Source organism: Candidatus Pelagibacter sp. HIMB1483 (genome assembly GCF_052048135.1).
Classification (GTDB): domain Bacteria; phylum Pseudomonadota; class Alphaproteobacteria; order Pelagibacterales; family Pelagibacteraceae; genus Pelagibacter.
Map to the genome: position 1 here is coordinate 843441 of NZ_JBNAIM010000002.1, position 14742 is coordinate 858182.

At 29.1% G+C, this 14742-nt stretch carries 14 protein-coding genes; 5 read left to right on the forward strand and 9 right to left on the reverse strand.

What is annotated here, in order from left to right; translation table 11 throughout:
• Positions 1-12 precede the first annotated feature (12 nt).
• The 3 genes from ACTTAV_RS05225 to ACTTAV_RS05235 are packed head-to-tail and all read left to right on the forward strand — an operon-like array spanning position 13 to position 3535.
• Positions 13-1515 carry an MmgE/PrpD family protein gene (locus ACTTAV_RS05225; RefSeq protein ID WP_440670673.1) on the forward strand — a complete coding sequence of 501 codons (1503 nt, stop codon included), beginning with the start codon at positions 13-15 and terminating at the stop codon, positions 1513-1515.
• On the forward strand, positions 1515-2411 hold the full coding sequence (prpB, locus tag ACTTAV_RS05230) for a methylisocitrate lyase (RefSeq protein ID WP_440670675.1): 897 nt from the start codon (positions 1515-1517) through the stop codon (positions 2409-2411). Before ACTTAV_RS05225 ends, prpB begins: the two co-directional genes overlap by 1 nt.
• Positions 2411-3535 (forward strand): bifunctional 2-methylcitrate synthase/citrate synthase, encoded by a 1125-nt coding sequence (locus ACTTAV_RS05235; RefSeq protein ID WP_440670677.1) that lies wholly within the window; start codon positions 2411-2413, stop codon positions 3533-3535. The genes prpB and ACTTAV_RS05235 overlap by 1 nt, the downstream gene beginning before the upstream one ends.
• Here ACTTAV_RS05235 and ACTTAV_RS05240 read toward each other — a convergent pair whose 3' ends face one another.
• Genes ACTTAV_RS05240 through ACTTAV_RS05250 form a run of 3 tightly spaced genes read right to left on the reverse strand, consistent with a single transcriptional unit; the run spans position 3536 to position 7115 of the window.
• A complete protein-coding gene (locus ACTTAV_RS05240) occupies positions 3536-4162 on the reverse strand; it encodes a class I SAM-dependent methyltransferase (protein WP_440670678.1) in 627 nt (208 codons plus the stop codon). It abuts the gene before it with no gap.
• 5 nt (positions 4163-4167) lie between these two features.
• Positions 4168-5184 carry a ribonucleotide-diphosphate reductase subunit beta gene (locus ACTTAV_RS05245; protein ID WP_440670680.1) on the reverse strand — a complete coding sequence of 339 codons (1017 nt, stop codon included), beginning with the start codon at positions 5182-5184 and terminating at the stop codon, positions 4168-4170.
• Positions 5175-7115, reverse strand: a complete 1941-nt coding sequence (locus ACTTAV_RS05250; RefSeq protein WP_440670681.1) for a ribonucleoside-diphosphate reductase subunit alpha — start codon at positions 7113-7115, stop codon at positions 5175-5177. Before ACTTAV_RS05250 ends, ACTTAV_RS05245 begins: the two co-directional genes overlap by 10 nt.
• Positions 7116-7274: 159 nt before the next feature.
• On the opposite strand from ACTTAV_RS05250, the gene ACTTAV_RS05255 reads away from it, so the two are divergent.
• A complete protein-coding gene (locus ACTTAV_RS05255; RefSeq protein WP_440670683.1) occupies positions 7275-8729 on the forward strand; it encodes a phosphomannomutase/phosphoglucomutase in 1455 nt (484 codons plus the stop codon).
• Here ACTTAV_RS05255 and ACTTAV_RS05260 read toward each other — a convergent pair whose 3' ends face one another.
• Entirely contained in the window at positions 8730-9848 is a 1119-nt protein-coding gene (locus tag ACTTAV_RS05260) for a hypothetical protein (protein WP_440670684.1), read from the reverse strand. It abuts the gene before it with no gap.
• 189 nt (positions 9849-10037) lie between these two features.
• On the opposite strand from ACTTAV_RS05260, the gene ACTTAV_RS05265 reads away from it, so the two are divergent.
• Positions 10038-10346, forward strand: coding sequence for a hypothetical protein (locus ACTTAV_RS05265; RefSeq protein WP_440670686.1), 309 nt, complete (start codon positions 10038-10040; stop codon positions 10344-10346).
• Positions 10347-10469: 123 nt separating this feature from the next.
• On the opposite strand, the gene ACTTAV_RS05270 is transcribed toward ACTTAV_RS05265, so the two are convergent.
• From ACTTAV_RS05270 to ACTTAV_RS05290, 5 genes are read right to left on the reverse strand one after another with little or no spacing between them, the layout of a single operon-like run.
• The gene (locus tag ACTTAV_RS05270; protein ID WP_440670687.1) at positions 10470-11090 is read right to left on the reverse strand and encodes a hypothetical protein; all 621 of its coding nucleotides are present in this window, start codon (positions 11088-11090) and stop codon (positions 10470-10472) included.
• A gap of 30 nt (positions 11091-11120) precedes the next feature.
• Positions 11121-11906: a sulfite exporter TauE/SafE family protein gene (locus tag ACTTAV_RS05275; RefSeq protein WP_440670689.1), complete on the reverse strand. Its 786-nt coding sequence runs from the start codon at positions 11904-11906 to the stop codon at positions 11121-11123.
• A 49-nt stretch (positions 11907-11955) separates the two neighbouring features.
• Positions 11956-12939, reverse strand: coding sequence for a tRNA dihydrouridine(20/20a) synthase DusA (gene dusA, locus ACTTAV_RS05280; RefSeq protein ID WP_440670690.1), 984 nt, complete (start codon positions 12937-12939; stop codon positions 11956-11958).
• Positions 12940-12961: 22 nt separating this feature from the next.
• A complete protein-coding gene (rpoZ, locus tag ACTTAV_RS05285) occupies positions 12962-13489 on the reverse strand; it encodes a DNA-directed RNA polymerase subunit omega (RefSeq protein WP_440670691.1) in 528 nt (175 codons plus the stop codon).
• 42 nt (positions 13490-13531) lie between these two features.
• Complete coding sequence (locus ACTTAV_RS05290) at positions 13532-14740, reverse strand: MFS transporter (RefSeq protein WP_440670692.1); 1209 nt, start codon at positions 14738-14740, stop codon at positions 13532-13534.
• Positions 14741-14742 lie beyond the last annotated feature (2 nt).

Sequence of the window (14742 nt, forward strand, 5' to 3'; positions counted from 1 at the left end):
TTAGGAGTTATTTTGATATTTCATAATATAAAAGTTTATCCATCTAAAAAACATTTACCAAAAAAGAATCAACTTGCATGGAAAATTGCTGAGATTGCAAGTGACAATGCAAAACTAAATAAAGATGCTGTTGAAATGGTTATTAATAGAATTATTGACAATGCTTCTGTTGCGATTGCATCTCTTAATAGAAGACCAGTTATCTCATCAAGAGAAATGGCATTAAAGCATTCAAGAAAAAATGGCGCTACATTATTTGGGGTAAATAGTAAGTTAAAATTTGATTGTGAATGGGCAGCTTGGTCTAATGGTACTGCTGTTAGAGAGCTAGATTTCCATGATACTTTTTTAGCTGAGGATTATAGTCATCCAGGGGATAACATACCTCCTTTAATTAGTGTAGCTCAACAAAATAAAAAAAGTGGTCTAGATCTATTAAGAGGAATCATAACTGCCTATGAAGTTCAGGTAAATTTAGTTAAAGGAATTTGTTTACACAAACATAAAGTTGATCATATAGCTCACTTGGGTCCAAGTGTTGCTGCAGGAATAGGATCAATGTTAAGATTAAATACTGAAACAATTTATCAAGCTGTACAACAAGCACTACATACAACAATTTCAACAAGACAATCTAGAAAAGGTGAAATATCAAGTTGGAAAGCTTATGCACCTGCACATGCTGGTAAGCTCGCAATAGAAGCAGTTGATAGAGTTATGCGTGGTGAAGGCGCCCCAAGTCCAATTTATGAAGGTGAAGATAGTGTTATAGCAAGAATTCTTGATGGCAAAAATGCATCATACAAAGTTCCTTTACCAAAAAAAAATGAGTCTAAAAAAGCAATACTAGAAACTTATACTAAAGAATATTCAGCTGAATATCAGTCACAGGCTTTAATTGATCTAGCAAAAAAACTAAAAAAGAAAGTTCAAAATTTAAATCAAATAAAAAAAATAGATATTTATACCAGTCATCATACTCATTATGTAATAGGTACAGGTGCAAATGATCCTCAAAAAATGGATCCTAATGCAAGTAGAGAGACTTTAGATCACTCAATAATGTATATATTTGCAGTTGCTTTAGAAGATGGTACTTGGCATCATATAAAATCTTATACAAAAGCTAGAGCTAAAAGAAAAAGTACAATTAAAATCTGGAAATCAATTAAAACTCATGAAGATAAAAAGTGGACAAAAAGATATCACGATCCAAACCCTAGAAAAAAAGCATTTGGAGCAAAAGTAATAATAACTCTGAAAAATGGCGAAAAAATAAGTGAAGAACAAGGAGTAGCTGATGCTCATCCTTATGGAACACGTCCTTTTAAAAGAAAAAATTATATTAATAAATTTTTAACTTTAACTGAAAACATATTAAGTAAAAAGGAAAGTGATAGGTTTTTAAAAACTGTACAAAATTTAAAAAAATTAAAGTCGGGTCAATTAGATAAATTAAATATAGAAGTTAAAAGAAATAAACTTAAAAGAAATTTAAAAAAAGGAATTTTTTAATGCACTTTATTGAAAAAGAACCAAGTCAAAAAAGAGAAGATTTTGTAAAAAAATTAAAATCAAACAAAATTTTAAGAGTTCCTGGTGCTTATAACCCTCTCACTGCAAAATTAATTGAAGAAATTGGCTACGATGCTGTTTATGTTTCAGGTGGAGTAATGGCGAATGATCTTGGATTTCCTGATATTGGTTTAACAACATTACAAGATGTAAGCACTCGATCATATTTAATTTCAAGAGTAACTAATCTTCCAACTATTGTTGATATTGATACAGGATTTAAATCTTGTAAAGAAACAATTGAAACTTTTGAAGAGTTTGGAATTTCTGCAGTTCATTTAGAAGATCAAATTGAAAGAAAACGATGTGGTCACCTAGATAATAAAGAACTAATTTCTACAGACACAATGGTAAAAAAAATAAAAGAATGCGTTTCAGCAAAGAAAGATGAAAATTTTAAAATTATCGCAAGATCTGACGCAAAAAGTGTAGAAGGAATAGACAAGATGATAGAAAGATGCAAAGCATATATCGATGCAGGTGCTGAAATTATTTTTCCGGAAGCATTACATGATGAAAAAGATTTTGAAAAAGTAAGAAAAGAACTTTCATGCTATTTACTTGCCAACATGACAGAATTTGGAAAAACAAAGTTATTCAATTATAAAGAATTAGAACAATTTGGTTACAATATTGTTATTTATCCCGTTACAACTCAAAGATTAGCAATGAAAAATGTAGAAGATGGATTGAGAGACATTTATGCAAATGGACATCAAAATAATATTATTGATAAAATGCAGACTAGAAAAAGATTGTATGAATTAGTTGATTACGAAAAATATAACAGTTTAGATGAAAAAATTTATAATTTTAGTACAGATGGACACGAATAATGAGTGACGAAATAAAAAAAGGTTTACTTGGCATAGTGGTTGATGAAACAGAGGTTTCAAAAGTAATGCCAGAAATAAATTCTCTGACTTATAGAGGTTATGCAGCACAAGATTTATGTGAATACTGTAGATTTGAAGAAGTAGCTTATTTAATTTTAAATAAAGATTTACCTAACTCAATAGAATTAAAAAAATTTGAAAAAGAAGAAAGAAACAATAGAGAATTATCAAAAAATTTGTACGAAATTATTAAACATATGCCAAAAAAATCACACCCTATGGATGTTGCAAGAACCGCCGTGAGTGTGATGGGATTAGAAGACAAAGAAACCCAAGACTCATCTCCAGAAGCTAATATGAGAAAAGCTTTAAGAATTTTTGCAAAAACACCAACAGCTTTAGCTGCTTTTTACAGAATAAGAAAAGGGAAAAAATTAATTAAACCCAAAAAAGACTTAACTTTTGCAGAAAACTTTTTTTACATGTGTTTTGGTAAAGTGCCACAAAAAGAAATTGTAAAAGCCTTTGACGTATCACTAATTTTGTACGCAGAGCACAGTTTTAATGTTTCAACATTCACAGCAAGAACAATAACAAGCAGTCTTTCAGATATACACGGTGCAATTACTGGAGCTATAGCTAGTTTAAAAGGCCCGTTACATGGTGGAGCTAATGAAGAAGTAATGCATATGATGAATAAAATTAAAAAACCAGAAAATGCTCTTAAATGGATCAATAATGCATTAAATAAAAAAGAAGTTGTAATGGGTTTTGGACACAGGGTTTATAAATCTGGTGATTCAAGAGTGCCAACAATGAGAGAATACTTTGGAAAGGTTGCAAAAATTAAAAAGGATAAAAAATTTGAAAAAATTTATAACATTGTTGAAAAAGTAATGATTGAAAGAAAAAATATTCATCCAAACGTTGATTATCCAACTGGACCAACTTACCATTTAATGGGATTTGATACTGATTTTTTTACTCCTATTTTTGTTATTTCGAGAATTACTGGATGGTCCGCTCATATAATGGAACAACATGCTGCGAACAAATTAATTAGGCCTTTAGCAAGCTATAAAGGCAACAAGCATAGAAAAGTTTTACAACTTAACCAAAGATAATTATTTCTCAATTTTTGCAAATCGGCCATTACATATTATCTGGCAATTAAAATTATTTTTTTTTACAAATTCATCAATTGCATTTTTAACATCTGGTAAATGACCAAAGTTATAATCATCACATAATACTGTACCATTCGAATTAATAACTTCCAAACAACAATTAAGATCATTTTTAACCGTCTCATAGGTATGACCTCCATCTAAAAATACATAGTCTATTTTAGACATATCAATTTTTTTTAAAATTATATTTGAATTTCCCTTAATTAAACTGACATTATCTTTAAATTTTCTTAATAGTTCTGCGACTGCCTCTTGGCTATATGGATTTTGTTTTTTTATATACTTAAAATAAATTTTTTTAAAAGGATTAGAAAAAATTGTACTAGGTATTACTTCAGATTTATTTTCATCATTTTCTTCAAACAAATCTAGGCCTATATATTTAAAATCATCTTTGTGAATTTGATATAATAATTCACAAACATTTCTCGCAGTTACACCGTGAAAAACACCAATCTCTAGGAATGTTTTTGGATTTTTTTTTTTGACTTCCTCAAGAAAAAAGTTGCCTACACCTCTTTGTTTTAGGCTAGTTTTTCTAAAATATTTTTTATATTTCAAAAGATTTAACTAAACGCTTCTACCCAAGTACCTTGAGTTGATGCTTTAGAATATTCTGTTGCACGACCTTCAAAAAAGTTCATATGCTCAACTGCATTCAACATTGTATCAAGCCATCCTAAAGGATTTTTTTTTACATCATAAATTGCTTCTAAACCAAGTTGGTCTAATCTTCTGTTTGCAATAAATCTGATATAGTTTTTAACATCTTTAGCTGTTAAGCCTTCCATTGGACCCATTTCAAAGGCAAGATCAATAAAAGCATCTTCATGTTCAATGATAGTTCTGCAAGCCTCATAAAGTTCTTTTTTTAATTTTGGTGTCCATATTTCAGGATTTTCTTTAATAAATTCTTTAAAAACTCTTATCATTGAATTGCAGTGAAGAGTTTCATCTCTAACTGACCAAGTAACAATTTGGCCCATTCCTTTCATTTTATTGTGTCTTGGAAAATTTAAAAGAATTGCAAAACTAGCAAATAACTGTAGGCCTTCAGTAAAAGCACTAAATACAGCAACTGTTTTTGCAATATCTTCTTTTGAATTCACATTAAAGTCTTGCATATAATCATATTTATCTTTCATTTCTTTATATTTCATGAAAGCAGAATACTCTGACTCTGGCATTCCTATTGTATCAAGTAAGTGAGAGTAAGCTGCTATATGAACAGTTTCCATTGATGCAAATGCAGTCATCATCATAAGTACTTCTGTAGGTTTAAATACAGTTGTGTAATGTCTTAAATAGCAGTTACTAACTTCAACATCTGCTTGTGTAAAAAATCTAAATATTTGTGTTAATAAATTTTTTTCTGATTGTGATAAATTTTTTTGCCAATCTCTAACATCATCACCTAATGGCACTTCTTCTGGTAACCAATGAATTCTTTGTTGAGTTAACCACGCATCATAACACCATGGATATCTAAAAGGTTTGTAAACAGGATTTTCAACTAACAATCCCATTTTTTTTGGTTGAATTATTTCTTTTTTTTCTACTTTAATTTTCTCTGCTACTGACATGATAAACACTCCTCGTATTCTGGTTCTTCGTTTGTTTGTTGATTTTTAGATTTATATACATTGGCTGTAATATCTGTTGATTTCGCGTCATTAATATTTTCAGCTCTTTGGATTGATTTTGATCTGCAGTAATAAAGACTTTTTAAACCTTTTTTCCATGCATCAAAATGAATTCTATGTAATTCTTTTTTATGAACATCTGCTGGTAAAAATAGATTAACTGACTGAGCTTGCGAAATAAATGGCGTTCTATCTCCACTTAGTTCAATAATCCATTTCTGATTTAATTCAAAAGCAGTTTTAAAAACATCTTTTTCTAAATCTGTTAAGAAATTTAAGTGTGAAACAGAGCCCTGGTTAGTAGTTATAGTAGACCATGTTTCATCATCATTTTTACCGTGACCTTCTAAAATTTCTTCTAAATATCTATTTCTTACATTGAAAGAACCTGACAAAGTTTTATGAGTATAACTATTTGCAGCTATTGGCTCTACACCAGGAGAAGCACCTCCACATATAATTGAAATTGATGCTGTTGGAGCAATTGCAGTTTTGTTTGAAAATCTTTCTTTATATCCATATTCAGCAGCATCTGGACATGCTCCTCTTTCTTCTGCTAAATCTTTTGATGCTTGATTAACTTTTTCATTAATTTGTTTAAATATTTTTTTGTTCCAAGATTTAGCCATTACAGACTCAAGTGGAATTCTATTCTTTTGTAGGAAAGAATGAAAACCCATTACTCCCAGTCCAACACTTCTTTCTCTTTCAGCAGAATATTTTGCATCTTTAAATTGATCTGGAGCTTTATCTATAAAATCTGACAAAACATTATCCAAAAATCTCATAACATCACCAATCATGTCTGGATCATCTTTCCATTCATCATACTTTTCTAAATTAAGAGATGATAAACAACAAACAGCTGTTCTGTCTTTTCCATCTTTATCGATTCCTGTTGGTAGTGTAATTTCACTACACAAATTTGATGTTTTAACAGTTAAATTAGCAAGTTTATGATGTTGTGGAATTAATCTGTTAACTGTATCAATGTAGATTATATACGGTTCACCTGTTTCAATTCTAGCAGTCAATAACCTTATCCATAAATTTCTTGCTGAGATCGTTTGTTGAACAGTGCCGTCTGCAGGACTTTTTAATGCCCATTGTTCATCATTTTCAACAGCACGCATAAAAGCATCTGAAACTAAAACACCATGATGTAGGTTCAGTGCTTTTCTATTAGGATCACCACCTGTAGGTCTTCTCATTTCAATAAACTCTTCAATCTCGGGATGATCGATTGGAAGATAGCAGGCAGCAGATCCTCTTCTTAAAGATCCTTGACTAATTGCCATAGTTAAAGAGTCCATAACTTTTATGAATGGAATTATTCCTGATGTTTTTCCAACTTTACCAATTTTTTCACCAATAGATCTAAGATTGCCCCAATAACTTCCTATACCACCACCTTTTGCTGCTAACCAAACATTTTCACTCCAAAGATCTAAAATGCCACCCAAGCTATCTGATGCTTCATTTAAAAAACACGAAATTGGCAATCCTCTTTTAGTTCCACCATTTGATAAAACTGGTGTAGCTGGCATAAACCAAAGGTTGCTTATGTAATTATAAATTCTTTGACCATGCAAATTATCATCTGCATATGAGCTCGCAACTCTTGCAAATAAATCTTGAAAAGATTCATTGTGACCTAAGTATCTATCTTTTAAAGTTGCTTTACCAAAGTCTGTTAATTTTGCATCTCGAGATCTATCAATTTTAATTATAATCCCTTTGTCATTCTGAAAAAGTTCAGTTTCATTATTTAACGAAAATAGGTCTGGTCTATTTCCTTTTGGAACTTCTTTAACTTCTGGGCTATATTCGGAGACAGCTTTCTTTAGGGCCTGCGATAGAATCTTATTCATATTTTATGTATTATATTTTGTTATTTTTGCGAAAACAACTATATGTTGTATGCGCTTGGTATTAATATACTATATAAACAGTAAATCAACAGAACATTTATAGAACACTATTAAAATAATTCAACTATAAAATTAAAAAAAAGGTAAGTAATTAACAGCATGAATCAATCATTAAAAATAGATCCCTACGGCTTTAGAGAATATGACGCACGATGGGTTTATGAAAAAGATATTAACGCAGAGGGAATCATAAATTTAGGGAAAGGTTTGGGCACACAAATTGTTAAACATACTAAAATAAAAAATCCCAGAGTGATAGTAGGACATGATTACAGATCGTATAGTGAAGAAATAAAGATAGCACTTAAAAGAGGATTAATTTCAACAGGGTGTTTTGTTGAGGATATAGGCTTGTCATTATCTCCAATGGTTTATTTTGCACAATTTAATTTAAATTCGGATGCAGTAGCAATGGTTACGGCTAGTCACAATGAAAATGGATGGACGGGTGTAAAAATGGGTATTAAAAAAGGCTTAACTCACGCTCCAGAAGAAATGGCAGAGTTAAAAAAAATAACTTTAGATCAAAATTTTGTAACTGGTAATGGAAGTGAAAAAGAAATTAAAAATTTTCAAGAAATCTATAAAAATGATTTAATTAAAAAAAATAAAATCAAAAAAAAGATAAAAGCTGTAGTTGCTTGTGGTAATGGAACTGCAGGAATTTTTGCACCTGATATTTTACGTGGAATTGGTTGTGATGTTATAGAATTAGATTGTAATCTAGATTGGACTTTTCCAAAATACAATCCTAATCCAGAGGATTTGAAAATGTTACATGCAATAGCTAAAGCTGTAGAAGAAAATAAAGCAGATATTGGTTTTGGATTTGATGGTGATGGGGACAGAGTTGGAGTTATAGATGACAAAGGAAATGAAATTTTCTCTGATAAAATTGGATTATTAATTGCTAGAAGTTTATCAGAAAAACACGAAAATTCTAAATTTATCGTTGATGTAAAATCAACTGGATTATATTCAAATGACAAAATTTTAAATAAGAATAAATGTAAAACAATTTATTGGAAAACTGGACATTCACATATTAAAAGGAAAGTTAATAATGAAAAAGCTTTAGCTGGATTTGAAAAAAGTGGACATTTTTTTTTCAATCAACCACTTGGGTATGGATATGATGATGGTATAAATTCTGCTATCCAAGTTTGTCATTTATTAGATAATCAAAACAAAAAAATAAGTGAAATAATTGAAGAGATACCAAAAACTTATCAATCTCCTACTATGTCACCTTATTGTAAAGATGAGGAAAAATATTTAGTTGTTCAAAATTTAATTAATGAAATAGAACAAATTAAAAATAAAAAAATTAAGATTGATGATCAAGAGATCAATGAAATTTTGACTGTTAACGGTATAAGATTTACATTCAATGATGGTTCTTGGGGATTGATAAGAGCTTCCTCGAATAAACCATCACTAGTAGTTGTAACTGAGAGTCCTACTTCGAATGAAAGAAAAATTAAGATTTTTAAATTTATAGATGAACTGTTGCAAAAAACTGGAAAAATCGGTGAGTATGATCAAAAAATATAATTAAATATTTTTATCATCATTATCATTTTTTATTTTTTCAGATTTTTCTAAGTTTTGTTCATCTTTAATTTGGTTACTATATTCATCACTATAAAATTTTTTGATTAATTCTTCTTCTTTCTTTTTTTGTTCTAAATCAAATTTTTCTTCCCATTCTTTAATTCTTTGATTTTCCTGTCTAATTCTTTCCTCTTCTTCAGCTTTTTGTTTTAATGCCAACTGTTTTTCTTCCTCAATTCTTTTTTGTTTTTCTTCTTCTCTTCTTAACTCTTCGGCTTTCTCACGTTGTTCTTTTTCTCTTAAAATCCTCTCTTGTTCTGCGGCTTTTATTTTCTCCTCTTTTAATCTTAGTTCTTCTTCTTTAGCCCTTTGTTCTGCTTGTTCTTTTAAAAGTTGTCGTTCAATATCTTGTTTTCTCTCAATTTCTAACTGCCTTACTCTTTCTTCGGTTTCTCTCAATTTTTCTTCTTCGTATTTTAATTTTCTAGCTGCTTCTCTTATTCGTTGTTCTTCATCTAATCTTTTTTGTCTTTCTAACTCTTTTAATTTAATTTGTTCTTGTCTTTGTTTTTCTTTTTCTTCTCGAAGTTGTTCTTTTTTTAATTCTTTAGCTTTAATAGTTTCTTCTTTTGCTTTGATTTTTTCTTCTCGCAGTCTTTGTCTTTCGAGTATTTTTAATCTAAGTTCTTCTTCTTTTATTCTTCTTGAATCTTCACGTATCTTTCTGGATTCTTCATCTTTTATTTTTTGTTGTTCTATTTTTAATCTTTTTGCCTCAATTTTTCTTCTTTTTTCCTCATTTTTTCTAACTTGTTTTTCATTATCAATGATTAATTTTTTTTGAATGAGGATTTGTTTCTTTTCTTCTCGTATTTGATCTAATTTTGCTTTTTGCTCTTCCCTTTTTTGCCTTTGTGTTTCTTTTTTTTCTTCTAAAATTTTTTTCTTTTCAGCCTTTTTTTTATCTTTCTCTCTCTGTTTTTCTAAATTTGAATAATATTTCTTTAATTTATCTTTTGTCTCATCAATAAAATTTAATGGGTTTTTTTTTATTGTCAGTTTTTTGGATATAGAAGACTCAATACTTTTAAATTTTTTAAATCCTTTTTTGAAAATCATAAAAAAAATTAACAATTTATGTCTTAATTAAATATAAATGATGTGTTTAAATTGAGTTTAATTTTTTCTGAATTTTAGAAAAAATCAAAAATAATTGAAAATAAACCCAAAATTCAATTTAAACGTGTAATTAAATAATTTAATAATCAATTTTTTTTTTTAAGAATCGTGTAATAGCAATTAATAATTATGTTTAAAAAAAGTTTTTTATTTCTTATCTTAATTTTACTATCTAACTGCTCGACACCATCTACAGCACTATTGGGTCCTATTTTTACGGGTGCAAAAACTGGTAGTGTATATCAAGCATCTATCTCTTATAGCGGTAATATATTAATTAGTGAAATAAGAGAATTTGAAAAAAAAAAATCTACAAATAAAAAAATTATAGACAATTCTGATATATCAACTTTTGCTAGAACACCACTTGTTATAGCCTCTTATCAAGTTAATGATGTAGAGTTTTCAGAAATATTTGATGAAGAGCCTTTGCCATAATACTTAAAATCAATAATTTATTATTTCAATCATTACGAGTTTTTTAATTTTTTAAGAATCATGTATGATTTATGCAAGGGGTGGTAGAGGGAGACTGAAACCACCTCTTTTTTTTTCTGTTAATTATTTTATTACTTGATACTCAAAATTTTGTGTGTTTTCATTCACACTAATTAATTTTGCTTTATTTCTTATATGAAATTTATATGCCATCTCTGTTAAGGGTGATAAAGTAACTAGTCTATTAAGATGATTTGATTTTTTAATTTTTTTAAATACTTCTTTAACAATCAATTTACCTCCTCCTTTTTTTTTTGACCAAACAGTATAAGCTATAGCTATTTGACCCACGTTTTGATCTCTCTGAGCACTTTGTAAAAAAGCATCATGACTAAATTTATCTAATTCCTCAACATTTTTAGGAATTTTATTTGTATAAGCAAAACACATAACGGCATGAATTTCTCCCATGTATTTGACACCATAAATTTTTCTCCCATAACTTCTTCTAAAAACATTATCTAGTTCTGGTCTCACAGGATCTTCTGCTGTATTACATTCTTTAAGCTCAACTAATTCAGCACCTTTTATCCAGTCAAAAAAATTATCAACTTTCTTGTTGATTATTTGTTTGTTTTTTCTAATTCGTGCTTTAAGTCTGGGGTTAAGCTTTTTTTTTAAACCCATTTTTCTTAAGCGTGCTCTTATACGAGGTTTATATTTTTTTTTTAATATCTTAATCATAATCTAGTTAAAGATTTTTTAATAAGATAATTATAAACTGGAATATCTAAATACAAAAATTGTCCCAACTACATATAAAAAAATCCCAAAAAACATTTGTAATTTTGATTTTTCAATTTTGTGTGCTGAATTTGCTCCAACTCTAGCCATGAACATAGTAATTGGAATAAAGATTAAAAAAGCTGGTATATTTATAAATCCAACACTTAGAGGCAGATTAACTTTTAAAATAAAACCTGAGTACCAAAAACCTACTGCGCCACACAATGCTATAATAAAACCGATTGTGGCTGCGCTCCCTATAGCTTTTTTAATAGGATAACCAAAATATTTTAATATTGGCACATTCATTACAGCACCTCCAATGCCCATTGGAGCTGAAATAAAACCTGAAATTAATCCAAATATTATCCTAAAATGAACCTTAAATTTTTTCTTACTAATTTTTTGTTGATTAGAGTTTATCAATAAATAAGTTCCTAAAAAAAACACAACTATGGTAAAGAAAATAACAAGTGCTTTTGTTTTCATCACTGCTGCAAATGTTGTACCTAACAAAACACCAATTATAACAAATAAACCATATGTTTTTACTATATTTGGATCTACTGATTTATGTTTATTATGTGTATATACAGAAACCATTGATGTAGGAATAATAATAGAAAAAGAAGTTCCAACAGCCAAATGCATCAAATAATTCTGATCAATGCCTAGGGTCTCAAAAATAAAAAAAAGAAACGGCACTGTTATCAATCCACCACCTATACCAAATAAACCAGCAAAAAAACCTACAGGAAAAGCCGTAGCAATCATTAATAGTATATAAAGCGAATATTGATTAGATAAGATTGAATTTAACAGACTAGCCTACTCTTCTTTCAACATTGTTATATTTTATCTTATCCATAATATGATCAATTTTTTGAACATCAGCATCACGAACACACATGTTTTTGCTTAAGTATCTTTTCCAATAGCTAGCTCCTGATTGTCCATGAAACAAACCAAGAGTATGTCTCATGATTTGATTAAGTCTAGTACCTTTTTTTAATTCATCTTTTATATATGGAATTAAATTTTCAATTACATCTTGTCTACTTGGAATATTTTCATTCTTAAATATCTCTTTTTCAATTTCAGCTAATAAATAAGGAGTGTGGTATGCAGCTCTTCCGATCATAACTCCATCAGTTTTTTTCAACTGATCTTTAACTTCCTCAACATTAGTTATGCCTCCATTAATAATAATTTCATCATTTGGAAAATCTTTTTTTAACTTATAAACATAGTCATACTTTAGAGGTGGGATATTCAAATTTTGTTTAGGTGTAAATTTACCAAGCATAGCTTTCCTTGCATGTATTATAAAAGTCTTAACTCCAGTTGATTTTAAAGTTTCTATAAATTTGTAAAAATTTTCATAGTCTTCCACATTATCATACCCAATACGTGTCTTTATTGTAACCGGAAGTTTTGTGACTGATTGCATTTTACTTAAACAGTCTGCAACTAGATTTGGTTCTTTCATTAAGCAAGCACCAAATTTATTTTTCTCAACTTTTTTACTAGGACAACCTAAATTTAAGTTAATTTCATCATAACCAAAGTCTTCTCCTACTTTTGCTGCTTCAGCTAAAAGTTTTGGCGAAGAGCCACCTAATTGAAGTGCTACAGGTTTTTCGTTAATATTAAATTCAAGTAATTTTTTTTTATCACCTCTATTGATTGCTTCATCAACAATCATTTCGGTATATAAAAGTGTATTTTTTGAAATTAACCTTAAAAAATATCTCTCATGACGATCTGTGCAATCCATCATAGGAGCAACTGACACTAACCTATTCATTGAATAACTTTATATTATTTTATTAAGAGTTTGAAGTCTCAGAATCTTCTGATTCTTGGTTTTCGCTCTCAGAAACTTCTTCTAGAGATACATCTCCTTGATCAACGTCTGTTTCTTCAGATACAGGAGTTTCTGTTACTTCTGGTTGAGCAGTTTCAGATAATTCTGCTAAATCTTCTTTTGAAACTTGAATTTTCTCAGGAGCTTTTCTGGCTCTTTTAGATGGTAAAATTGGTGTACCACTTTTTGAAATTTCACCTTTATATAAACTCTCAAAATCATCCCCAACTTCTTCGTCAGCTTCAGCTCCATCATCAACTTGTTCAACGTGTTTTCTTAATTTGTAAACTGCGCTTTCAGTTAAATCTTGAACTTTAATGTTTTCCTCTGCAATTTCTCTTAATGCAATGACAGTATTTTTGTCATTATCTCTGTCTAGAGTTGGTTCAATACCTGTGTTTAATTGAGTTGCTCTCTCTTTAGCAACAAGAACTAATTCGTATGGGCTATCTACTTTATCTATACAATCTTCTACTGTAACTCTTGCCATGCGAGCTATCTATAAGCAGAGGTAAAAAAAATCAAGAATTATTTAAATAAATTCTGGATTTAGTCTATTTCTTACTAAAAAAAGAGCAATTAATGACCCTAAAATATAAATCAAAGAAATCAAAGCTATTTGCTCAATTGAAAACCCATTATCAATCAATATCCCAAATAAAGCTGTACCAAAAGCTGTCGAAAAGACCATGAGGGCTGTGGTTAATGCTTTAATAGATCCAATATATTTTACACCATAAATTTCAGCCCAAGTTGATGATCCCAAAACATTGGCTAGGCCATTGGAAATTCCTATTAAACCAAGAAAAATAAAAGATGTAATAGGATTATCAAAGTAAAATAAAACTAATGTAGAAAACAATAAGGGAATATTCATAAAGATTAAAAGTTTTCTACTAGTAAATTTATCTATTAGAAATCCAGATCCTAGCAAAGTAACAACTGACAATATTGAATAAACCATAAATGATTGAGCAATAACAAAAGAACCCCAATCTTTAGCTTCAGTAATAAAAGATTGATAAACAAAAACACCAGTAGCTATCCATGGCATTGCAAGCATATTTAAGCAAACTATATAAAACCTGTAATCTTTTATAACTTCAATTCTTTTCCATTGTTTAATCTCTCTTTTTTCAAAATCATTAATGTTTGTTTCTTCTCTAGTATCAAAATCTAGTTTTTTTATTAAGAAAAATGAAGCTAATGGTAAAAAGATTAAAGTTAGAATAGATATTGATATCCAAATATTTTGCCAAGCGGTGATTGTTAATAAATAAACAGTTAATACAGGTAAAATAAATTCTGCTGAAGAAAGACCAAACCATCCAGCGCTAAGAGCTTTTCCTCTAGATTTAGTAAAATATCTTGCAATAGTTGTTGTTGCAGTATGAGACATTAATCCTTGTCCAGAAAACCTCATTAGAAAAACTGCAATAAATAAAAAAGCTATAGATGATATTTTTGAAAAGAAAAAACAAGAAAATGATAAAAGTAAGGTAACATAAAAAGCAAATTTAAAAATATTGATATCATCAATCTTTTTTCCAACCCAAATTAAAAGAAAACTACTTAATAATGTGGCTGAAGCATAAATTGAGCCAAATTGTCCATGAGTAATAGAAAGTGTTTCTCTTATGCTTGAATTAAATAAACCTAAAAAAAAACTCTGTCCAAAACTGGAAAAAAATGTAAAAATAAATCCAAATATAATTACTTTTAAACTTAAACTATTAAACATAA